The organism is Streptomyces sp. NPDC054786 (assembly GCF_053611685.1).
On the sequence record NZ_JBSHAW010000051.1, the window covers coordinates 34188 to 56804 of the forward strand.

Annotated in this window: 19 protein-coding genes; 15 read left to right on the forward strand and 4 right to left on the reverse strand. The window is 71.2% G+C overall.

Going from position 1 to position 22617, the window contains the following annotated elements; genetic code table 11:
- The first annotated feature begins 69 nt into the window (after window positions 1-69).
- Window positions 70-3069, forward strand: coding sequence for an excinuclease ABC subunit UvrA (gene uvrA / locus ACWGI6_RS32995; protein WP_453270911.1), 3000 nt, complete (start codon window positions 70-72; stop codon window positions 3067-3069).
- A 177-nt stretch (window positions 3070-3246) separates the two neighbouring features.
- Here the strand turns inward: uvrA and ACWGI6_RS33000 are convergent, their stop codons facing one another.
- Window positions 3247-4245: a carbohydrate kinase family protein gene (locus tag ACWGI6_RS33000; RefSeq protein WP_453270912.1), complete on the reverse strand. Its 999-nt coding sequence runs from the start codon at window positions 4243-4245 to the stop codon at window positions 3247-3249.
- The gene (locus ACWGI6_RS33005; RefSeq protein WP_453270913.1) at window positions 4242-5288 is read right to left on the reverse strand and encodes a LacI family DNA-binding transcriptional regulator; all 1047 of its coding nucleotides are present in this window, start codon (window positions 5286-5288) and stop codon (window positions 4242-4244) included. The genes ACWGI6_RS33000 and ACWGI6_RS33005 overlap by 4 nt, the downstream gene beginning before the upstream one ends.
- Before the next feature lie 178 nt (window positions 5289-5466).
- Here ACWGI6_RS33005 and ACWGI6_RS33010 point away from each other — a divergent pair, with 178 nt between their 5' ends.
- Genes ACWGI6_RS33010 through ACWGI6_RS33020 form a run of 3 tightly spaced genes read left to right on the forward strand, consistent with a single transcriptional unit; the run spans window position 5467 to window position 8328 of the window.
- Window positions 5467-6474 (forward strand): zinc-dependent alcohol dehydrogenase family protein, encoded by a 1008-nt coding sequence (locus ACWGI6_RS33010; protein ID WP_453270914.1) that lies wholly within the window; start codon window positions 5467-5469, stop codon window positions 6472-6474.
- A 5-nt stretch (window positions 6475-6479) separates the two neighbouring features.
- Complete coding sequence (locus tag ACWGI6_RS33015; RefSeq protein ID WP_453270915.1) at window positions 6480-7892, forward strand: sugar porter family MFS transporter; 1413 nt, start codon at window positions 6480-6482, stop codon at window positions 7890-7892.
- A gap of 22 nt (window positions 7893-7914) precedes the next feature.
- On the forward strand, window positions 7915-8328 hold the full coding sequence (locus ACWGI6_RS33020) for a Rieske (2Fe-2S) protein (protein WP_453270916.1): 414 nt from the start codon (window positions 7915-7917) through the stop codon (window positions 8326-8328).
- A 32-nt stretch (window positions 8329-8360) separates the two neighbouring features.
- On the opposite strand, the gene ACWGI6_RS33025 is transcribed toward ACWGI6_RS33020, so the two are convergent.
- On the reverse strand, window positions 8361-9296 hold the full coding sequence (locus ACWGI6_RS33025; protein WP_453270917.1) for a hypothetical protein: 936 nt from the start codon (window positions 9294-9296) through the stop codon (window positions 8361-8363).
- A gap of 241 nt (window positions 9297-9537) precedes the next feature.
- Between ACWGI6_RS33025 and ACWGI6_RS33030 the strand changes: the two genes are divergently transcribed.
- Both ACWGI6_RS33030 and ACWGI6_RS33035 read left to right on the forward strand, forming a co-directional pair.
- Window positions 9538-10185: a papain-like cysteine protease family protein gene (locus ACWGI6_RS33030; RefSeq protein WP_453270918.1), complete on the forward strand. Its 648-nt coding sequence runs from the start codon at window positions 9538-9540 to the stop codon at window positions 10183-10185.
- Window positions 10186-10189: 4 nt separating this feature from the next.
- Window positions 10190-11074 (forward strand): hypothetical protein, encoded by an 885-nt coding sequence (locus ACWGI6_RS33035; protein WP_453270919.1) that lies wholly within the window; start codon window positions 10190-10192, stop codon window positions 11072-11074.
- Window positions 11075-11229: 155 nt separating this feature from the next.
- Here the strand turns inward: ACWGI6_RS33035 and ACWGI6_RS33040 are convergent, their stop codons facing one another.
- Window positions 11230-12525, reverse strand: a complete 1296-nt coding sequence (locus tag ACWGI6_RS33040; protein ID WP_453270920.1) for an aminotransferase class V-fold PLP-dependent enzyme — start codon at window positions 12523-12525, stop codon at window positions 11230-11232.
- A 718-nt stretch (window positions 12526-13243) separates the two neighbouring features.
- On the opposite strand from ACWGI6_RS33040, the gene uvrC reads away from it, so the two are divergent.
- The 9 genes from uvrC (at window position 13244) to ACWGI6_RS33085 (ending at window position 22560) form a co-directional block, all read left to right on the forward strand.
- Complete coding sequence (gene uvrC / locus ACWGI6_RS33045; RefSeq protein ID WP_453270921.1) at window positions 13244-15340, forward strand: excinuclease ABC subunit UvrC; 2097 nt, start codon at window positions 13244-13246, stop codon at window positions 15338-15340.
- Entirely contained in the window at window positions 15337-16281 is a 945-nt protein-coding gene (gene rapZ / locus ACWGI6_RS33050; protein WP_453270922.1) for an RNase adapter RapZ, read from the forward strand. The genes uvrC and rapZ overlap by 4 nt, the downstream gene beginning before the upstream one ends.
- Window positions 16278-17339 (forward strand): gluconeogenesis factor YvcK family protein, encoded by a 1062-nt coding sequence (locus ACWGI6_RS33055; protein WP_453270923.1) that lies wholly within the window; start codon window positions 16278-16280, stop codon window positions 17337-17339. Before rapZ ends, ACWGI6_RS33055 begins: the two co-directional genes overlap by 4 nt.
- Window positions 17330-18319: a DNA-binding protein WhiA gene (gene whiA / locus ACWGI6_RS33060; RefSeq protein WP_393909075.1), complete on the forward strand. Its 990-nt coding sequence runs from the start codon at window positions 17330-17332 to the stop codon at window positions 18317-18319. The genes ACWGI6_RS33055 and whiA overlap by 10 nt, the downstream gene beginning before the upstream one ends.
- 255 nt (window positions 18320-18574) lie before the next feature.
- Window positions 18575-19579: a type I glyceraldehyde-3-phosphate dehydrogenase gene (gene gap / locus ACWGI6_RS33065; RefSeq protein WP_393909076.1), complete on the forward strand. Its 1005-nt coding sequence runs from the start codon at window positions 18575-18577 to the stop codon at window positions 19577-19579.
- A 115-nt stretch (window positions 19580-19694) separates the two neighbouring features.
- Window positions 19695-20897, forward strand: a complete 1203-nt coding sequence (locus tag ACWGI6_RS33070) for a phosphoglycerate kinase (protein ID WP_453270924.1) — start codon at window positions 19695-19697, stop codon at window positions 20895-20897.
- Between the two features lie 38 nt (window positions 20898-20935).
- Entirely contained in the window at window positions 20936-21691 is a 756-nt protein-coding gene (gene tpiA / locus ACWGI6_RS33075; protein ID WP_453270926.1) for a triose-phosphate isomerase, read from the forward strand.
- Between the two features lie 141 nt (window positions 21692-21832).
- Window positions 21833-22069 (forward strand): preprotein translocase subunit SecG, encoded by a 237-nt coding sequence (secG, locus tag ACWGI6_RS33080; RefSeq protein WP_189099770.1) that lies wholly within the window; start codon window positions 21833-21835, stop codon window positions 22067-22069.
- A 155-nt stretch (window positions 22070-22224) separates the two neighbouring features.
- The gene (locus ACWGI6_RS33085) at window positions 22225-22560 is read left to right on the forward strand and encodes an RNA polymerase-binding protein RbpA (protein WP_006606296.1); all 336 of its coding nucleotides are present in this window, start codon (window positions 22225-22227) and stop codon (window positions 22558-22560) included.
- Window positions 22561-22617: the final 57 nt, after the last annotated feature.

The window sequence follows — 22617 nt, forward strand, 5'->3', positions numbered from 1 at the left end:
GCTCACCCACCGCGCGGCGGACGCAGAGCCGCGGCCCCCACCCCCCTTCCAAGAAAGGTGCCGACCGGCGTGGCCGACCGTCTCATCGTCCGTGGCGCTCGCGAGCACAACCTCAAGAACGTCTCGCTCGACCTCCCCCGCGACTCCCTCATCGTCTTCACGGGGCTCTCAGGGTCGGGCAAGTCCTCGCTCGCCTTCGACACGATCTTCGCCGAGGGGCAGCGGCGATATGTCGAGTCGCTCTCCTCCTATGCCCGGCAGTTCCTCGGGCAGATGGACAAGCCCGATGTGGACTTCATCGAGGGCCTGTCCCCCGCGGTATCGATCGACCAGAAGTCGACGTCGCGCAACCCGCGCTCGACGGTCGGCACGATCACCGAGGTCTACGACTACCTCCGCCTGCTCTTCGCCCGTATCGGCAAGCCGCACTGTCCCGAGTGCGGGCGGCCGATCGCCCGGCAGTCGCCGCAGGCCATCGTCGACAAGGTGCTCGAACTCCCCGAGGGCAGCCGCTTCCAGGTGCTCTCGCCGCTGGTGCGCGAGCGCAAGGGCGAGTTCGTCGATCTCTTCTCCGACCTCCAGACCAAGGGCTACAGCCGGGCCCGGGTCGACGGGGAGACGATCCAGCTCTCCGAGCCGCCGACGCTGAAGAAGCAGGAGAAGCACACCATCGAGGTGGTCGTCGACCGCCTCACGGTCAAGGAGTCCGCCAAGCGGCGGCTGACCGACTCCGTCGAGACCGCCCTCGGTCTCTCCGGCGGCATGGTGATCCTCGACTTCGTCGATCTGGACGCGGACGACCCGCAGCGCGAGCGGATGTATTCGGAGCATCTGTACTGCGCCTACGACGATCTCTCCTTCGAGGAGCTGGAGCCCCGCTCCTTCTCCTTCAACTCGCCCTTCGGCGCCTGCCCGGACTGCACCGGTATCGGTACGCGCATGGAGGTCGACCCCGACCTGATCGTCCCCGACGAGGACCGCTCGCTCGACGAGGGCGCCCTTCACCCCTGGTCGCACGGCCACACCAAGGAGTACTTCGGCCGCCTGGTCGGTGCGCTGGCGGACGCCCTCGGGTTCCGTACGGACATCCCCTGGGCCGGGCTGCCGGCCCGTGCCAAGAAGGCTCTGCTGTACGGCCACAAGACCCAGATCGAGGTGCGCTACCGCAACCGGTACGGTCGCCAGCGGGCCTACACCACCCCCTTCGAGGGCGCCGTGCCGTTCGTCAAGCGGCGGCACTCCGAAGCGGAGAGCGACACCAGCCGGGAGCGCTTCGAGGGCTATATGCGCGAGGTGCCCTGCCCGACCTGTGAGGGCACCCGGCTGAAGCCGATCGTGCTCGCCGTCACGGTCCAGGAGAAGTCGATCGCCGAGGTCGCGGCCATGTCGATCAGCGACTGCGCCGACTTCCTGCGGGAGATGAAGCTCACCGCCCGCGACAAGAAGATCGCCGAGCGGGTCCTCAAGGAGGTCAACGAGCGGCTGAAGTTCCTGGTCGACGTCGGCCTGGACTACCTCTCGCTGAACCGCGCGGCCGGCACCCTCTCCGGGGGTGAGGCCCAGCGCATCCGCCTCGCCACCCAGATCGGCTCCGGCCTGGTGGGGGTGCTCTATGTCCTCGACGAGCCGTCGATCGGTCTGCATCAGCGCGACAACCACCGGCTGATGGAGACCCTGGTGCGGCTGCGCGACATGGGCAACACCCTGATCGTCGTCGAGCACGACGAGGACACCATCAAGGTCGCGGACTGGGTGGTGGACATCGGCCCCGGTGCGGGTGAGCACGGCGGCAAGGTCGTGCACAGCGGCCCGATGAAGCAGCTGCTGGCCAACAAGGAGTCGATCACCGGTCAGTATCTGTCCGGCAAGAAGTCCATCGCGACCCCGGACCTCCGGCGGCCCGCCGACCCGTCGCGACAGCTGACGGTCCATGGCGCGAAGGAGAACAACCTCCGCGACATCGACGTCTCCTTCCCGCTCGGGGTGTTCACCGCCGTCACCGGCGTCTCCGGTTCCGGCAAGTCGACGCTGGTCAACGACATCCTCTACACCCACCTGGCGCGCGAGCTGAACGGCGCCAAGTCGGTGCCGGGGCGGCACACCCGGGTGGCCGGCGACGATCTGGTGGACAAGGTCGTGCATGTCGACCAGTCGCCGATCGGCCGCACCCCGCGCTCCAACCCGGCCACCTACACCGGTGTCTTCGATCATGTCCGCAGGCTCTTCGCGGAGACGATGGAGGCCAAGGTCCGCGGCTATCTGCCGGGCCGCTTCTCCTTCAACGTCAAGGGCGGTCGCTGCGAGAACTGCTCCGGCGACGGCACGATCAAGATCGAGATGAACTTCCTGCCGGATGTGTATGTGCCGTGCGAGGTCTGCCACGGGGCGCGCTACAACCGGGAGACGCTGGAGGTCCACTACAAGGGCAAGTCCATCGCCGAGGTGCTGGACATGCCCATCGAGGAGGCGCTGAGCTTCTTCGAGGCGGTGCCGACCATCGCCCGGCATCTCAAGACGCTCCACGAGGTCGGTCTCGGGTACGTCCGGCTCGGCCAGTCCGCGCCGACGCTCTCGGGTGGTGAGGCGCAGCGCGTCAAGCTCGCCAGCGAGCTCCAGAAGCGCTCGACGGGCAGCACGGTCTATGTCCTCGACGAGCCGACCACCGGTCTGCACTTCGACGACATCAGCAAGCTGATCAATGTGCTGTCCGGCCTGGTCGACAAGGGCAACACGGTGATCGTCATCGAGCACAACCTCGATGTGATCAAGACGGCGGACTGGGTCGTCGACATGGGCCCCGAAGGCGGCAACGGCGGCGGCCTGGTCGTCGCCGAGGGCACCCCGGAGGACGTCGCGTCGATCCCGGCCAGCCACACCGGCAAGTTCCTGCGGGAGATCCTCGGCGACCGCGTCAGCGATGCCGCGCCGGTGGGGGCCTCCGCGAGGAAGCCGGTGGCCAAGAAGGCCGTGGCCAAGAAGGCTGTGGCCAAGAAGGCCGCGGCGAAGAAGACGGCAGCCAAGAAGCCGGCTGCCAAGAAGACGACGGCGCGGGCCCGCAGGGCCTCCTGACGCCGCCGGACGGCTCCGGCCGGGCCGTCACCGCTCTCCGTGCGAGGGGGCGGTGGCGGCCCGTTTCGGTGCGGAGGACGAACCCCCGCCGCGCCGCCGCTTCCCGGCCCGCGCCGAGGAATCCCCGCGGCGCCGCCACTCTCCGGCCCGCGCCGTGCCCCGGCCCCGGCCCCGTTCCTACGCCGCCAACTCCGTGGCGAACGGGGGTTCCGCTCCTGCGCGTGAGCAGGTGACGGCGGCCGCGCGGGCGGCGAAGTGCAGGATGTCGTGCCAGTCGTCGTCGCCGAGCGCGGCGACGCCGGCGTACGAGAGGGCGTCGTGGGCGTCCAGGCGGTGCAGGAGCGCGGCGTTGACCGTGTCGCCGGCCCCGATGGTGTCGACGACGGTGACCCGCTCGCCGGGGACCGTCAGCTCGCCGCCGCCCCGCGTCAGCACCGTCAGACCGTCGCCCCCACGGGTGAGGACGATCGCCGCGGGCCCCGCGTCCAGCCATTCCTTCGCCGCCGCGGTGACCGTCTCCCACGAGCCGCCGGTCGCGGCGCCGGACCCGGCCAGCCACAGGGCGTCCTCCTCCGACAGCTTCACCAGGGCGAGGTCGGGGAGCCAGGAACGGAAGCGGGCCCGGTAGGCGTCCGGGTCCGCGATCAGACCGGGCCGGATGTTGGGGTCGAGCGCCGTGAAGACACCGCGCCGGGCCTCGCGGCGCAGCAGGGACTCGTACGCGCTCGCGCCCGGTTCCAGGACGAGCGAGCAGGTGCCCAGGGAGAGCGCGCGGACCGCGGCGGGCAGCTCCGGCGGCAGGGTGAAGAGCCGGTCGGCGGTGCCGTCCGCATAGAAGCCGTAGCCCGCCGACCCGTCCGGGCTGATGTCCGCCACGGCGAGGGTGGTCGGCTCGCTGCCGCGCTGCACCAAAGCGGTGTCCACACCGTCGCCGTTCAGTCCCTGGAGCAGCGCCTCGCCGAAGCTGTCGGTCGAGATCCGTGAGCAGAACGCGGTGGGCGAGCCCAGCCGCCCCAGCGCGACCGCGGTGTTGTACGGGCCGCCACCGCGCCGCGGCAGCAGCGTCGGCAACCGGACGTCCGAGGTGGAGATCCCTCCCGGGCCCTCCACGGAGGGGGGAGTGTTCTGCGGGCTGGGGACGAGGTCGATCAGCGCCTCGCCGGCGACGACGATCACGGGGTGGGGTTCCTTTCCTGGGCGGCCGGGGGCGTGGCCGGGGCGGGTTCGGCGCAGCCGCACGACGTGCGGTGCACAAAGGTGCAGGGGAGGCGGACGGTGCGCGGGGGCCGGTCCGGCTCCGCCAGGCGCTCCAGCAGCAGCCGGACCGCCGCCGCCCCGATCTCCTTGCTGGGCTGGGCGATCGCGGTCAGCCGGGGCGTGAACAGATCGGCCCACGAGAAGTCGTCGAAGCAGGCCAGCGCGATATCGCGGGGCACGTCCAGACCGAGCTCGCGCAGGGCCCGGAGCGCGCCGATGGTCATCGCGTTGTTGGCGGTGATGATCGCGGTGGGCGGTTCCGGTGCGGCCAGCAGATGGCGGGTGGCATCGTGGGCGCCCTCCGCCTCGGAGTTGCCGCCGGCGAGGAGTTCGGGCGCGAAGGGCAGCCCGTGGGTGCGCAGTCCCTCGCGGTAGCCCTGGACCCGCTCGGTGGTCGTGCTCAGTCCGGGCAGACCGGCCACCAGGCCGATCCGGGTGTGCCCCGAGTCGGCCAGATGCCCGACCAGTTGACGCACCGGTCCGGTGCTCTCGGCGCACACCTGGTCATGGTCGTCGCCGACCAGCCGGTCCAGGAAAACGGTGGGCACCTCGCGGCGGGTCAGGTACTCCACCATCTCGGCGGGCTCCGCCGACGGCGCCACGATCATGCCGTCCACGCGGCGCTCGTGCAGCAGCTGGACGACCTTGCGCTCGTGCCGCGGGTCGTCGTGCGGATCGGTGATCAGCAGGCTGTAGCCGGCCTCCAGGGCGCCGGCTTCGACGCCCTGGAGGATCTCGGTGAAGTACGGGTTGCTGATCGCGGAGACCGCCAGTCCGATCGAGCGGGTGCGGGAGGTGACCAGGGAGCGGGCCAGGGTGTTGTGGGTGTAGCCGAGCTCGTCGATGGCGCCGAGCACCGCGGCGCGGGTGTCGGGGCGCACCGGACGGGTGTCGTTCAGCACATGCGAGACCGTGGCGACGGAGACCCCCGCGCGCCGTGCCACATCCGTCATCGTCGTCATCCGGTTCTTCCTCCCCGCGCGTGCGGCACCCCGTCGGCACCGCGGCCTCCCACGGCCTCGTCCCGCGAAGTCCACCACATTACGAGCAGCCCACCGCAAACGTAAACGCTTGCGCAAGCGTTTACGCGCAGGTTACCTTCCCGGCATCGAACCCGCACGACGTCGTGAGGAGGCGCGGATGCGCGCTCTCGTGGTCACCGCACCGGGCAAGGCGGGCAGCACCGCTGTCACCGAACTGCCCGACCCCCGCCCGGAGCCCGATGAGGTGGTCGTGCGCGTCACGTCCTGCGGGCTGTGCGGCACCGATATGCACCTCCTCGGCGGGGAGCTGCCCGCCGCGGTCTATCCGCTGGTCCCCGGGCACGAGCTGACCGGCGAGATCGTGGCGGTGGGCGCCGCGGTGACCGGCCGGGCGGTCGGGGACCGGGTCGCCGTCGACCCCAACATGCCGTGCGGCGCCTGCCATTACTGCCGGATCGGCCGCGGCAACCTCTGCGAGGACTACACCGCGATCGGCGTCACCCGCGCCGGCGGCTTCGCCGAGCTGGTCGCCGTACCGGCACGCTGCTGTTACGTCCTGCCCGACAGCCTCTCGGAGGCCGCGGCGGGACTCGTCGAGCCGCTGTCCTGCGCGGTGCACGGCCTGAACCGGCTGCCGCGCCGGCCCGGCGAGCACTATCTGATCTACGGCGCCGGCACCATGGGCCTGATGATGGCCGCCCTCGTGCGGACCGTGGGCGCCGCCTCGGTGTCCGTTGTTGACCTCAACGAGGACCGGCTGGCGTTCGCCGAGTCCTTCGGGGTCGACGCGGCCGTGACCGGCGCCGACAAGCTCGGCCGTACGCCCGGCTTCGAGGTCGTGGTCGATGCGACCGGTGCCGTCGCGGCCATCGAGGACGGGCTGGGCCGGGTGCGCCGCGGCGGTACGTTCCTCCAGTTCGGCGTGGCCGACCCGGCGCGCTCGGCGTCCTTCTCGCCGTACCGCGTCTACCACCACGAGATCGACATCATCGGTTCGATGGCGGTGCACCACAGCTTCCAGCCCGCCATCGATGTGCTCGCCGCCGGCCTCGATCTCGACCCGCTGGTCAGCGACGTCTACGGCCTGGACGGGTTCGACGAGGCGGTGGCCCGGTTCCGGGCGGGCACCGGTCGCAAGATCCACATCGCCCCGCAGAAGGGCTGAGCGCCGTGCCCGCACGCATCAAGAACGCACTGATCTGGGTCTTCGGAGCCCTCGGCGGCATCCTGTGGGGCTATGACACCGGGGTCATCTCCGGCGCCATGCTCTTCATCAAGAACGACATCGCCCTCACCCCGCTCCTGGAGGGCCTGGTCGTCTCCGGCCTCCTGGTGGGCGCCATGCTCGGCGCGGGCCTCTCCGGCCGGCTCTGCGACTCCTGGGGACGCCGCCGGCTGATCCTCGCGGCCTCCGGGGTCTTCATCCTCGGCACACTCGGCGCCTCCTTCGCCCTCGGCCCCGCCACACTGATCACCTTCCGGTTCGTGATCGGCATCGGCGTCGGCATCGCCTCCGTCGTCGTCCCGCTCTACCTCACCGAACTCGCGCCCAAGCAGGTGCGCGGCGGGCTGACGTCCCTGATGCAACTGCTGGTCACGGTCGGCATCTTCGTCGCCTACGTCACCGACTATCTGCTGGCCGATGCCGAGGCCTGGCGCTGGATGATCGGCCTGGGCGTCGTCCCGGCCGCCATCCTGGCGCTGGGCATCATCACCCAGCCGGAGAGCCCGCGGTGGCTGGTGGGCAAGGGCCGCACCGACGAGGCCCGTACGGTGCTGACCCGGCTGCGCGGCGATGCCGGCGCGGCGGGGGAGGAGCTGGCCGAGATCGAGCGGGCCGAGCGCACCGAGCGGGAGCAGAGCGAACCGCTGACGCTGCGGCGGCTGTTGTCGCCGCAGCTGCGTCCGGTGTTCGTCGTGGGGATGCTGCTGGTCCTCTTCCAGAACTTCGTCGGTATCAACACGATCATTTACTACGCGCCGACCCTGCTCACCGACATCGGATTCGGCTCGAACGGCGCGATCCTCGCCAACGTCGGCATCGGCCTCCTCAACATGCTGATGACGCTCCCGGCGATGCGGCTCATCGACCGCAAGGGCCGCAAGCCGCTGCTGCTGTTCGGCGCGCTGGGCATGTGTGCGGCGATGGTGCTGCTGGCCGTCACCAATCTCTCCGGGCTCGGCTACGGCGCGCTGCTGTCGGTGCTCACCCTCCTGGGGATCGCGCTCTACATCGCGTCCTTCGCGATCTCCTGGGGTCCGGTGCAGTGGGTGATGCTGCCCGAGCTGTTCCCGATGCGGATCCGGGCGGCCGCGGTCGGCCTGTGCGTGCTCTTCAACTGGCTGTTCAACATGGTCGTGGCGCTGGTCTTCCCGTCGCTGCTGCACGCCTGGGGCGCGGGGATCAACTTCCTGTTCTTCGCCGGTACGACCCTGCTGGCGTTCCTCTTCGTGCACCGGCTGCTGCCGGAGACCAAGGGCCGCAGCCTGGAGGAGATCGAGCAGGACCTGCTGCGGGGGCGCCCGGCCCGGTCCGAGGCGGACCGATCTGTGGCGGTATCGTCAGGAGCCGCCAGCCACTGATGCCGTGACCTCTGGAGCAGCCATGAGCCAGTCCCCCGCCCGCCGAACCGTGCTGCGGGGGGCCGCGCTGGCCGGCGCCGCCGGCTTCGGTCTGGCGGCCTGCTCGCCGGCGGACTCGGGCGCGAACGCCGCTGCGGTGCCCGCCGAGCCGGTCGATCTCGGAGCCGCCGCCGAGGTGCCGGTCGGCGGCGCCAAGCTCTACCGGGAGGACCGGCTCGTCGTCTCACAGCCCGCCAAGGGCACCTACAAGTGCTTCAGCGCCAAGTGCACCCATGCCGGCTGCATCCTGGCCGAGGTCGAGAAGAAGGAGGGCAGCTGCCCCTGCCACGGCAGCCGCTTCGACGTCACCACCGGCAAGGTCGTCCAGGGCCCGGCGTCCGAGCCGCTGCCCGAGGTCCCGGTCAAGGCCAAGGACGGCAAGCTGATCGCGGGCTGAGGCCCCGGCCCCGCCGGCGCCACCCCGGGGGCCTACCCCCAGTCCCAGGCGATGCCCAGTATCCCGGGCCGTACGCCCTGCTCCACGAGGTGCACGGCGCGGTGCCCGTTGAGCGTCAGCTCCTGCCGGCCGCTGCGCGGTGCGCCCGCCGAGGTCTGGGCGAAGCGGGCACAGCGCACCGGCAGCGCCGCCTCGTCGAAGCGCACCTGCAGGACGTACTGGCCGCCGGCGAAGCTGAAGCCGCGCAGATACTCCGTACTCGGGCCGCCGCTGCCGTCCTCGAAGACATAGCCGAAGACATGGGTGTCACCGGCCCGCAGCCGGGCGTCGAAGAGCAGCTCGGCGACCACTACCCCGGCCTCGGCGTGCCCGCGCACCCGGCCCAGCCGGCAGTTCTCCGCGGCCCGCACCCGCACCCGGGACGGATCGCAGCCAGGGTCGCCCCGGTGGATGGCGACATAGCGGTCCACGCCGTCCCGGTGGGCGCGGACCACCTGGAGCGATTCGCGTGCGCGGAGCCGGCGCCCGGGGCCGATGCGGACCCGCTCGTGATGGCCCACGGTGTGCAGTCCGCCGTCCGCGGGGGCCTCCAGCTCGCCGAACAGCTGCTGCAGTGCGGTGGCGGGCGCCATCAGCGAACGGTACGAGCGGGCGGGCGGCCGCTCGGCCTCGGGGCGGGCGCCGCCCTCCGGCACCAGCAGCCGGTGCAGCGAGTACGCCGGCAGTTCGAGGACTTCCTCCAGGGCGCGCACCGCCCGCAGCGACTCGGGGCGCTGCGGCCGCCGGGCGCCCTGCTGCCAGTAACTCAGGCTGGTCACCCCGATGGTGATGCCACGCTGGGCGAGCTTGTGCTGGACGCGGGTGAGGGCGAGACCCCGCTCGGTGAGGGCGGAGCGCAGTGCGAGATGGAACGGGCCGGTCCGCAGCAGCTGGGCCAGCTCGGCCGACCGGGGGGTGCTCTGTGCCATTGCCTCATTCCTCCGGCGCGCGGTGAACGTTCACAACCGGATCGCACGCTGCACGCTCTGCCTGCCTGTTCACTGCAGTACGCCGGGCACCGGCCGTTCACATGTGGGGCGGTCCGTCCACACCCCTCATGTCACACCGCATTGAAGCGTGTTGACCTGCCTGCGACAACACCTGATGCTCCACATCAGCATCCGGATGCGCTCCTCTCCCCCTCACCCCCCAGTTCGGGAGGAACGCCACATGACCCGTGCACCCCACGCACGCCGTTCCCGCGGCAGATGGCTGTCGGCCGCGGTGCTCACCGCCACTGCACTGACCACGCTCACCGGGGCGACCGTCGCCTCGGCCACCCCCCTCGCGCCCCCGGCGCACACCGCCGCCACCACGCACCCGGCCGCCGCACCGCGCGCCGCCAACCCCCTCGGCATCTCCATGCAGGCCCAGGAGCAGACCAACTGGTGCTGGGCGGGCTCCGGCAACACCATCGCGGCCTGGTACGGCAGGAACTACAGCCAGAACCAGTTCTGCAACGCCGCCTTCGGCCGCCAGCAGGGCACCGCCTGCCCCAACGACCAGGCCACCCTCGGCAATGTGCAGAACGCCTTCGACTGGATGGGCATCAACTCCGGCTCCTATGTGACCGGTTGGCTCCGCTACGACACCGTGCAGAGCGAGATCGACGCCGGCCGGCCCGTCGAGACCCGGATCCAGTGGTCCTCCGGCGGTGGCCACATGCATGTGATCTACGGATATGACACGGATCGCCACTGGGTGTACTGGGGTGATCCATGGGCGACCAACAATCGCTACAACTGGGGCGATTTCGACTACTACGTGAACGGCAGCTCCTTCTCCTGGACACACTCCCTGTACCGGATAGGAGCCTGAGGTCATGACGAAGCGCACCGCCGTCCGCACCGCCCTTCGCGCCGTCGCCACCGGCACGTCCGCCATGGCCCTCCTCGGCCTCGCCCCGCAGCTCGCCCTGGCCGCATCCGTTCCCGTGCCCCGGACCCCGGCCCTTGCGAGCGTCACCGCCGCGCACGCGGCGGCCACCGACCCCGCGACCCTGGAGACCCTCGCCCGGTTCTTCGCGGCCGACCGGAAGCGCAGCGGCGCGCCCGCCGTGGCTCCCGGCACCGCGCAGGCCGCGCCGCACATCGAGGGCGGCACCGTCCCCGTCTACGTCCTGTCACCGGACTTCGTCCGCGGCCGGGACGGTGCTCCCGTCGCCCGCCTGGAGTTCCTCGCCAGCAAGGCCGTCGCGGGCGACGGCCGCACGGCTTCGGTGTGGACCGCACGACGGGGCGCCGCCTGGAAGGTCGTCAACATCGCCGCCGGCGACGACGAGACCCGTTACACCGCGGCCGGGGCCGCCCGGGCGAAGGACGGCACGGTCTTCCGTGAGCCGCAGACCGACGCCTGGTACGTGCAGCACGGCGACCGGATCGAGCCGCTGGACGCCGACGCCCGCAAGGCCGTCGGCGCGCACGGCACCACCGTCACCGCCTACCGGAAACGGGTGGCGCAGGCCTACGGGGACAAGCTCCCCGGCTCCGCGTACGACAAGCGTGGCGAGGCCGGCGGTTACGGGCCGGCGGCCGAGGCCCGGGAGCCCCAGGCCCGGGAGCCCGAGACCCGGCGGCCTGTCGCGGCGGGTGCGCTCGCGGGCGACAGCCTGCCGGTGACCGCCGCCACGACCGTGGCGGGCGCCGCCGCCCTGCTCGCGCTGGCACTGTCCGCCTCGGCGGCGCTGCGCAGGCGGCGCAGCGGCTGACCGGTCCGCCTGTCCGTCGCATGCCGTCCGTGCGGCGGGCAGGTCTTCCCCCGCCCCCTCCCCCTCCTCCCCCTTCGGGGGGAGGGGGCGGGGGTGGGTTCGGGGGTGGGGGGGTGTCCTCCGGCCGCGACGCCCGCTGACCTGGACACCTCGGCTCACAGGCCCCTCCGGTAGGTCCCCGCGGGAGGGCACCGTGAGCCGTCCGTGCCGAAGCCGGTCAACACCTCCCGGAACCGCCGCACCGCCTCCACGACATCCGCAAAGCGGGTCGACAGCGGCCCGGGGGAGAGGCGCACCCGGTCCGGGGGGAGGTAATCCACGAACAACTCCGCCTCGGCCAGCGCCGGTACCAGCTTCCCGGCCTGCGGATGCCGGTAGGCGACATGGGAGCCACGCCGCTCCGGGACGGCGGGTCCCGCCGGACGCAGCCCGCACGGCTCCAGCACGGCCCCGGCCAGCTCCGCCAGGAACCCGGTCAGCGCCCGGCTCTTGGCGTGTACCGCGGCCATCCCCGCCTCGGCCAGCAGATCCAGTGCGGGCTCCGCGGCGACCAGCGAGAGCGCGGGCGGGGTACCGGTCAGAAAGCGCCGGACGGCCGGATCGGGGTCGTACCGGGGCCGCATGGCGAGCTGCTCGCGATGCCCGTACCCGCCGTGCACCGGCCGCCCGGCGCACGGCTGCAGCTCCCGCCGTACGTACAGCAGCGCCGGGCACCCGGGTCCCGCCATCAGATGCCCGCACGTGGCGGCGACCGCCATATCGGCCCCGGTGGCGGTCAGTTGGAGGTCCACCGCGCCCACCGCGTGGCTGAGGTCCCACAGCACCAGCGCCCCCTGCGCATGCGCGATCTCGTGCACCTCGGCCATGTCGAGCAGCGCGCCCGAGCGGGGCGAGACCAGGGGCAGCACGACCACCGCGACGTCCTCGTCCACCGCGGCCCGCAGCGTTTCCATGTCGAGCCCGGCGTCCGGGTGCGTGTGCACGGTGCGCAGCGCCTGCTCGTGCTCGGCGGCGACCCCGGCCACGACATCGCGATCGGTGGGGGAGTTGTCGTCGTCCACCACCACGGTCCGCCGGCCGCGGCGCGCCGCCAGCGCGGCGACCGTCAGCTTGTAGAGGTTGACGTCAGTGGAGTCGCCGGCCACCACCTCGCCCGGCCGGGCGCCGAGCACGGTCTCGGCCATCCGGTCGCCGATCCGCTGCGGCAGGTCCCGCCACTGCGTACCGGCCGGCCCGAGCCGCCCGCCCCGGTCGCCGCGCACCACCCGGTCCAGCAGCGCCGGGGTGGCGGCCGGCAGCCGGCCCAGCGACCCGCCGTCGAGGTACAGCCGGCCCTCCGGCACCGGCGCGAAACGGCCGAGGAACGGCGCCAGCGGATCCCGTGCGTCCAGCCGCCGGGCCCGCCGGCCGGCCTTGCGCAGGGCGGCCTGCCCGCCCTCCGGGGCCGTCACCGCAGCCCCCGGCAGGTCCCCGGCCCGGGAGGGAGCGGCGCTCGCCGGTCCGGCGCGGCCGGTCCGTCCCCCGCGCGCTGCCGGAGCCCGGCGGGGTGCCCGTGCGCCGTGGACCGGGCACGCGCGGTACCGGCAGGCGTGGGGACGCGTTCAGCAGTCACGCGGACAGAGTTGCCGAGCCGCGCCGCACGCGGCACCCACTTCCGCGTCATTCCGTTGATCATCCACGAGATCGACTACCGGAATTGACGGTATTTGCCCCCGGCCCGCGCATGGAGGTGCGACGGATCCCGGTGTTCCGTGCGGGCGTTGACAGGCCGTCGCATCCTTGCCGTCCCTTCCTGGCGGGAGGGCTGGCCGGAAGCTCCCCTTCCGCTCCCTTGCGCTGATCTGCTACCTCGCGCGCGCCGTTGCGCACCCTCCCGCAAGAGGGGCGCGGCACGTGCCACTCGCCCCTGGGAGGCCGGCCACGGTGACCGTCGCCCGGTTCCTGCCCGCTCCGGTCCGGGCACCGCACCTTCCGGCCCTCCGGACCGCCGGATATCTCCCGTCCGGCGGGTTCCGCCGCCCGCTGCGCCCACCGTCGCCACGCCGCGGGCCGGGCCGCAGTCGGTGGCGGCGGAGCGGCGGGCCGGGCCCTCAGGCCGACGCCGCCGGTACGGGAACGGGGAGGGTCCGGGAACGGTGATTGTCGGTCGCGGTCAGTAGGGTGGTGTGCATGGCAGACCCCAGCAGCTATCGACCCAAGCCGGGACAGATCCCCGACTCGCCGGGGGTCTATAAGTTCCGCGACGAACACGGCCGGGTCATCTACGTCGGCAAGGCCAAGAGCCTGCGCCAGCGCCTGGCCAACTACTTCCAGGACCTGGCCGGCCTCCATCCGCGCACCCGCACGATGGTCACCACCGCGGCCTCCGTGGAGTGGACCGTCGTCTCCACCGAGGTCGAGGCGCTCCAGCTCGAATACAGCTGGATCAAGGAGTTCGACCCGCGTTTCAACGTCAAGTACCGCGACGACAAGAGCTATCCGTACCTCGCGGTGACCCTCAACGAGGAGTTCCCGCGCGCCCAGGTCATGCGCGGCGCCAAGAAGAAGGGCGTGCGCTACTTCGGTCCGTACGGCCACGCCTGGGCCATCCGCGAGACCGTCGACCTGATGCTGCGCGTCTTCCCGGTGCGGACGTGCTCCGCCGGTGTCTTCAAGCGCTCCGCCCAGATCGGCCGCCCCTGCCTGCTCGGCTACATCGGCAAGTGCTCGGCCCCCTGCGTCGGGCGGGTCTCCGCCGAGGAACACCGCGAACTCGCCGAGGAATTCTGCGACTTCATGGCCGGCCGCACCGGCGCCTACATCCGCCGCCTGGAGCGCCGGATGCAGGAGGCCGCCGAGGAGATGGAGTACGAACGCGCCGCCCGGCTGCGTGACGACGTAGGCGCGCTCAGGCGGGCCATGGAGAAGAGCGCCGTGGTGCTCGCCGACGCCACCGACGCCGACCTGATCGCCGTCGCCGAGGACGAACTCGAAGCCGCCGTCCAGATCTTCCACGTCCGCGGCGGCCGGGTGCGCGGCCAGCGCGGCTGGGTGACGGACAAGGTCGAGGCCGTCACCACCAGCGGTCTCGTCGAGCACGCCCTCCAGCAGCTGTACGGCGAGGAGCAGGGCGACGCCGTGCCCAAGGAGGTCCTGGTCCCGGCGCTCCCCGAGCCCGTCGAGCCGGTCGCGCAGTGGCTCTCCCAGCGCCGCGGCTCCCAGGTCTCGCTGCGCATCCCGCAGCGCGGCGACAAGAAGGACCTGATGGCCACGGTCGGCCGCAACGCCCAGCAGTCCCTGGCGCTGCACAAGACCAAGCGCGCCTCCGACCTCACCACCCGCTCCCGCGCCCTGGAGGAGATCGCCGAGGCCCTCGGCCTGGATGCGGTGCCGCTGCGCATCGAGTGCTTCGACATCTCCCACCTCCAGGGCGATGACGTCGTCGCCTCGATGGTGGTGTTCGAGGACGGTCTCGCCCGGAAGAGCGAATACCGCCGCTTCCAGATCAAGACCTTCCAGGGCCAGGACGATGTCCGGTCCATGCACGAGGTCATCGGCCGCCGCTTCAAGCGCTACCTCCAGGAGAAGCAGAAGTCCGGCGAGTGGACGGAGGAGCCGGCCGACGACGCCCGCCTGGACGACAACGGCGTCACACCCGGTACCGGCACGGTCCCGGTGCGCGCCGACGACCTGGAGCCGGACCCCATGGCCGGCCGCCCGACCGACGAGGACGGCCGCCCCAAGCGGTTCGCCTACCCGCCCCAGCTCGTGGTCGTCGACGGCGGTGCCCCGCAGGTCGCGGCCGCCCGCCGGGCCCTGGACGAGCTCGGCATCGACGATGTCGCCGTGTGCGGCCTGGCCAAGCGCCTCGAAGAGGTCTGGCTGCCCGAGGACGACGACCCCGTCGTGCTGCCGCGCAGCAGCGAGGGCCTCTACCTCCTCCAGCGCGTCCGCGACGAGGCGCACCGCTTCGCCATCACCTACCAGCGCAGCAAGCGCACCAAGCGGCTGAAGTCCTCGCCGCTCGACGCGGTCGCCGGACTGGGCGACACCCGCCGCCAGGCACTGCTCAAGCATTTCGGCTCGGTGAAGAAGCTGCGGGCCGCGACGATCGACGAGATCTGCGCGGTCCCGGGCGTCGGCCGCAAGACCGCGGAGACGGTCGCCGCGGCACTGGCCGGGGCGGCACCGACCGCCCCCGCGGTGAATACCGCCACAGGAGAGATCATTGAGGATGACGGGGCCCCACCGGCCGCGTTGTCGGCAGAACGGGGGCAGGAACGATGAGTACACCGGACGAAGCGCAGGAAACCGAGAGAGACGGTGCACAGGTGAGTACGGGCACGACCGACCAGGGCGAGAGTGCCGCGATCCCCGAGTTGGTGATCATCTCCGGGATGTCCGGCGCCGGCCGCAGTACGGCCGCCAAGTGTCTGGAGGACCTCGGCTGGTTCGTCGTCGACAACATCCCGCCCGAGCTGATCGCGCCGATGGTCGAGCTGGGCGCCCGCTCGCAGGGCAACGTCGCCCGGATCGCGGTCGTCGTCGACGTCCGCGGCCGCCGCTTCTTCGCCAACCTCAAGGAGTCGCTGGCCACCCTCGACGGGCAGAACGTCAAGCGCCGCATCGTCTTCCTGGAGTCCTCCGACGAGGCCCTGGTGCGCCGCTTCGAGTCGGTGCGCCGCCCGCACCCCCTCCAGGGCGACGGCCGGATCGTCGACGGCATCGATGCCGAGCGCGATCTGCTGCGTGAGCTGCGCGGCGACGCCGACCTGGTCATCGACACCTCCAGCCTCAACGTCCACGAACTGCGCGCCAAGATGGACGCCCAGTTCGCCGGCGAGGAGGTCCCCGAGCTGCGCGCCACGGTCATGTCCTTCGGCTTCAAGTACGGCCTGCCGGTCGACGCCGACATGGTCATCGACTGCCGCTTCATCCCCAACCCGCACTGGGTCCCCGAGCTGCGCCCCTTCACCGGTCTCAACGACGAGGTCTCCAACTACGTCTTCAGCCAGCCGGGCTCCAAGGAGTTCCTGGACGGCTATGCCGAGCTGCTGAGGATCGTCGCCGAGGGCTACCGCCGTGAGGGCAAGCGCTATGTGACCATCGCCGTGGGCTGCACGGGCGGCAAGCACCGCAGTGTCGCGATGTCCGAGAAGCTCGCGCGCCGTCTGGTGTCCGAAGGAGTGGAAACCGTCGTCGTCCACCGGGACATGGGGCGCGAGTGAGCGGGCGGGCACCACGGCTGCGCCGGGTCCGGCGACTCGTCCCCAGCGGCCGTATGGCGAAGGGGGCCACCCCCAAGGTGGTGGCACTGGGCGGAGGCATGGGCCTGTCCGCCTCACTGACCGCACTGCGCCGCATCACCGGTGACCTGACGGCCGTGGTCACGGTCGCCGACGACGGCGGGTCCAGCGGCCGCCTCCGCGACGAGCTGGGCGTCCTGCCGCCCGGCGATCTGCGCAAGGCGCTGGCCGCGCTGTGCGGCGACGACGACTGGGGCCAGACCTGGTCCCGGGTGATCCAGCACCGCTTCGAGAGCGAGGGCGAGCTGCACGACCACGCGGTCGGCAACCTGCTGATCGTCGCGCTGTGGGAGCAGCTCGGCGACCATGTCCAGGCGCTCGACCTGGTCGGCAAACTGCTCGGCGCGCACGGCCGGGTGCTGCCCATGTCGGCGGTACCCCTGGAGCTCCAGGCCCAGGTCAAGGGTCATGAACCGGGCCGTCCGGACGCGATCACCACGGTCCGTGGCCAGGCCACCGTCGCGCTCACCCGCGGCGAGGTGCAGTCCGTCCATGTGGTTCCCGAGGACCCGCCGGCCGTCCCCGAGGCGGCCTGTGCGGTGCGTGACGCCGATTGGGTGGTGCTCGGACCGGGCTCCTGGTTCTCCTCCGTGATCCCGCATCTGCTGGTGCCGGAGCTGCGCGAGGCACTGGAGGAGACCAAGGCCCGAAAAGTCCTTTCGCTCAACCTTGCGCCCCAACCGGGCGAAACCGATGGCTTCTCCCCGCAGCGTCATTTGGAGGTTTTGGCCCGACACGCCCCTAAACTCGCCTTCGACGTGGTGCTGGCCGACAAGGCCGCCGTGCCCGACATCGAAGGACTGACGGTTGCCGCCAAGCAGCTGGTCGGCAGCGAGGTCGAGCTGGCGGCGGTCGCCGCACAAGGAGACGACGCCCGGTCGAGCGCCGGGGGAGCCCCCGACCGGCACGACCCGGAGCTGCTGGCAGCCGCGTACGACCGTATTTTTCGGATGCATGGAAGGATCGGCCCATGGCGATGACGGCAGCGGTGAAGGATGAAATTTCCCGGCTCCCCGTCACCCGGACCTGCTGCCGGAAGTCGGAGGTCTCGTCGATCCTGCGGTTCGCGGGCGGTCTGCACCTGGTCAGCGGACGCATCGTGATCGAGGCGGAGCTGGACACGGGCATCGCCGCCCGGCGGCTGCGCAAGGACATCCTGGAGATCTTCGGGCACAGCTCCGACCTGGTGGTGATGGCCCCCGGCGGCCTGCGGCGCGGCAGCCGCTATGTCGTACGGGTGGTGGCCGGCGGCGATCAGCTGGCGCGCCAGACCGGCCTGGTGGACGGCCGCGGCCGTCCGATCCGCGGACTGCCACCACAGGTGGTCTCCGGCGCGACCTGCGATGCCGAGGCGGCCTGGCGCGGCGCCTTCCTCGCCCATGGCTCGCTGACCGAGCCCGGCCGCTCCTCGTCCCTGGAGGTGACCTGCCCCGGGCCCGAGGCGGCGCTCGCCCTGGTCGGCGCCGCCCGCCGGCTCGGCATCGGCGCCAAGGCCCGTGAGGTGCGCGGGGTGGACCGCGTCGTCGTCCGGGACGGTGACGCGATCGGCGCGCTGCTGACGCGGCTCGGCGCCCATGAGTCGGTGCTGGCGTGGGAGGAGCGGCGGATGCGCCGCGAGGTCCGCGCCACGGCCAACCGCCTCGCCAACTTCGACGACGCCAACCTCCGCCGCTCGGCACGCGCCGCGGTCGCGGCCGGCGCCCGGGTGCAACGGGCCCTGGAGATCCTGGGCGAGGAGGTGCCCGAGCACCTCGCGGCGGCCGGCCGCCTGCGCATGGAGCACAAGCAGGCCTCGCTGGAGGAGCTGGGCGCCCTCGCCGACCCGCCGCTGACCAAGGACGCCGTCGCCGGCCGGATCCGGCGGCTGCTGGCGATGGCCGACAAGCGGGCCCAGGACCTCGGGATCCCCGGCACCGAGTCCAACCTCGCCGAGGAACTCGCCGACGGCATGGTCGGCTGAACCGGAGCGGATCCTCCTCCGTATGCGCCTCCGACGCCCACACCGGGCGCCGGGGGCGCCGCTCTCTGCAGACGTGCTGAGGGAGGCACGTACGGACGGTCGTCAGAGGGGCTGAAGGCCGCTCACTTGAGCACCTTTGGCCGTCGATGTCAATGTCACGTACGTCTCGTGCAGGGGGTAGGGTCGGAAGCGGTCGGGGACATCCCATACAGCTCGCCGGTAACTGCGCCGGCGTACCAACGAGGAGATCGGTTCGTGACGATCCGCGTAGGCATCAACGGATTCGGCCGCATTGGTCGTAACTACTTCCGCGCGCTCCTGGAGCAGGGTGCGGACATCGAGATCGTCGGTGTCAACGACCTGACCGACAACGCCACCCTGGTGCACCTGCTGAAGTACGACACCATCCTGGGGCGTCTCAAGCAGCCCGTGAGCCACACCGACGACAGCATCACGGTCGGCAACCAGACCTTCAAGACGATGGCCGAGCGCGACCCGGCGAAGCTCCCCTGGGCGGAACTCGGCGCCGACATCGTCATCGAGTCGACCGGCATCTTCACCAAGAAGGCCGACGCCGAGAAGCACCTCGCGGCCGGCGCCAAGAAGGTCCTGATCTCCGCGCCCGCCAAGGACGAGGACATCACGATCGTGATGGGCGTCAACCAGGACAAGTACGACGCGGCCAAGCACAACATCATCTCCAACGCCTCCTGCACCACCAACTGTGTGGCGCCGATGGCGAAGGTTCTCGACGAGAACTTCGGCATCGTCAAGGGCATGATGACCACGGTCCACGCGTACACCAACGACCAGCGCATCCTGGACTTCCCGCACAGCGACCTGCGCCGCGCCCGCGCCGCCGCGGAGAACATCATCCCGACCTCGACGGGTGCCGCCAAGGCCACCGCCCTGGTCCTCCCGCAGCTCAAGGGCAAGCTGGACGGCATCGCCATGCGCGTGCCCGTCCCCACCGGCTCGGTCACCGACCTGGTCCTGGAGCTCGACCGCGAGGTCACCAAGGAAGAGATCAACACGGCCTTCCAGAAGGCCGCCGAAGGCCAGCTCAAGGGCATTCTCGAGTACACCGAGGACCCGATCGTCTCCTCGGACATCGTGAACTTCCCGGCCTCCTGCACCTTCGACTCCCAGCTCACGATGTCGCAGGGCAAGCAGGTCAAGGTCGTCGGCTGGTACGACAACGAGTGGGGCTACTCCAACCGCCTGGTGGACCTGACCACCTTCGTCGGCGGCCAGCTCTGATCTCTGGTTCACACCCGAGACACCGAGATGTGGGAGCGGGGCTCGTGCGACGCAATGAGGCGTCGTACGGGCCCCGTTCCGCGACCGACCGACCCATGTGATGGAGTCACTCCTCATGAAGACGATCGACGACCTCCAGGTAGCCGGTAAGCGGGTCTTCGTCCGCGCCGACCTGAACGTGCCGCTGGACGGCACCACCATCACCGACGACGGCCGGATCCGCGCCGTCGCCCCGACGATCGCCAAGCTCGTCGAGCGCGGCGCCAAGGTGATCGTCGCCTCCCACCTGGGCCGCCCCAAGGGTGCCCCGGACCCGGCCTTCTCGCTGGCCCCCGCGGCCGAGCGGCTGGGTGAAATCCTCGGTCAGGCCGTGGCGTTCGCGACCGACACGGTCGGCGAGTCCGCCCGCTCGGTGACCGCGGGCCTGGCCGACGGCCAGGTGGCCGTGCTGGAGAACCTTCGCTTCAACCCGGGCGAGACCAGCAAGGACGATGCCGAGCGCGGTGCCTTCGCCGACCAGCTCGCCGCCCTCGCGGACGTGTACGTGGGCGACGGCTTCGGTGCCGTGCACCGTAAGCACGCCTCCGTCTACGACCTGCCCAAGCGCCTTCCGCACGCCGTCGGTGATCTGATCGCCACCGAGGTCCGCGTCCTGAAGAAGCTCACCGAGGACGTCAAGCGCCCCTACGTCGTCGCGCTCGGCGGCGCCAAGGTCTCCGACAAGCTGGCCGTCATCGACCAGCTGCTGGAGAAGGCCGACCGCATCCTGGTGGGCGGCGGTATGGCGTACACCTTCCTCAAGGCCAAGGGCTACGAGGTCGGCATCTCGCTGCTGCAGGAGGACCAGGTCCCGGCCTGCCAGGAGTACCTGGCGCGGGCCGAGAAGCGCGGTGTGGAGTTCGTGCTTCCCGTCGACGTACTGGTTGCGTCCGAGTTCCCGGACCTCAAGACCAAGGCCCCGGCCCACCCCACGGTCGTCGCCGCTGACGCCATCCCCGCCGACCAGGAGGGCCTGGACATCGGCCCGAAGACCCGCGAGCTCTACGCCGCGAAGTTCGCCGACGCGAGCACCGTCTTCTGGAACGGCCCGATGGGCGTCTTCGAGCACCCCGACTACGCCGGCGGCACCAAGGCCGTCGCGCAGGCGCTGCTCGATTCGGACGCCTTCACCGTCGTCGGTGGCGGTGACTCGGCCGCCGCCGTGCGGCTGCTGGGCTTCGACGAGAACGCATTCGGCCACATCTCGACCGGCGGTGGCGCCAGCCTCGAATACCTCGAAGGCAAGACGCTCCCCGGCCTCGCCGCACTGGAGGACTGAACAACGTGACCGCTCTTAACAACGGCCGCATCCCGCTGATGGCGGGCAACTGGAAGATGAACCTCAACCACCTCGAGGCCATCGCCCACGTCCAGAAGCTCGCCTTCGCCCTTGCCGACAAGGACTTCGACGCCGTAGAGGTCGCGGTCCTGCCGCCCTTCACCGACCTGCGGTCGGTGCAGACGCTGGTCGACGGCGACAAGCTCAAGATCAAGTACGGCGCCCAGGACATCTCCGCGCACGACTCCGGTGCCTACACCGGTGAGATCTCCGGCCCGATGCTCGCCAAGCTCAAGTGCACGTACGTGGCCGTCGGCCACAGCGAGCGCCGCCAGTACCACTGCGAGAACGAAGAGGTCTGCAACGCCAAGGTCAAGGCCGCCTTCCGTAACGGCCTCACCCCGATCCTGTGCGTCGGTGAGGGCCTGGACGTCCGCAAGGCCGGCAACCAGGTCGCGCACACCCTCGCCCAGGTCGACGGTGGTCTGGCGGACGTCCCGGCCGAGCAGGCCGAGACCATCGTGATCGCCTACGAGCCGGTGTGGGCCATCGGCACCGGCGAGGTCGCCACCCCCGAGGACGCGCAGGAGGTCTGCGGTGCCATCCGCGGCCGCCTCGCCGAGCTCTACAGCCAGGAGCTGGCCGACAAGGTCCGCATCCAGTACGGCGGCTCGGTCAAGTCCGGCAATGTCGCCGCGATCATGTCGCAGCCCGACGTCGACGGCGCGCTGATCGGCGGCGCGGCGCTGGATGCGGACGAGTTTGTGAAGATCGTCCGCTTCCGCGACCAGTAGCAGCTATGACGAGGGGGAGCCCTCGTCGTACCCTGTCGGGGCCGGGTCCGGTGCAGCAGCACCGCCCCCGGCCCCGCACCATTTGTTCCGGATATCGTGATCCATACGTCCGTCCGTCAGTCCTAGAGAGTTGGTCCAGCCGTGGTCATCGGGTTCTCGATCGCCCTCATCGTCTTCAGCCTGCTGCTGATGATGCTGGTGCTCATGCACAAGGGAAAGGGCGGCGGCCTGTCCGACATGTTCGGTGGCGGCATGCAGTCCTCGGTGGGTGGCTCCTCGGTCGCCGAGCGTAACCTCGACCGCATCACCATCGTGATCGCCCTGTTGTGGTTCGCCTGCATTGTCGTGCTCGGCATCCTGATGAAGCTCGGCAACTGACATAGCGTCGGAGGCGCGGCCTATCATGAGGGAGGCGTCCTCGGACGGGTAACTCCAGCCACTGGACGCGCGTTGGGCCTTACGTAGACTGGGGCGTTCCGCAGCGCAGCTGCTGCGAGAGGCTGTGCAGCACCATTACGCAGGGAGTTACGACCGTGGCAAGTGGCAACGCGATCCGAGGAAGTCGGGTCGGGGCGGGGCCGATGGGGGAGGCCGAGCGCGGCGAGTCCGCGCCGCGCACCCGCATCTCCTTCTGGTGCTCCAACGGGCACGAGACGCAGCCCAGCTTCGCCGGCGATGCGCAGGTTCCGGACACTTGGGACTGCCCGCGCTGTGGTTTCCCGGCAGGCAAGGACCGGGACAGCCCGCCGGACCCGCCGCGCACCGAGCCGTACAAGACCCACCTCGCCTATGTCCGGGAGCGCCGCAGCGACGCCGACGGTGAGGCGATCCTCGCGGAGGCGCTCGCCAAGCTCCGCGGCGAGATCTGACGGATACCCGCACACACACCGGCCGGCCCGGCCGGAGGGACACAGCGCCCTCCGGCC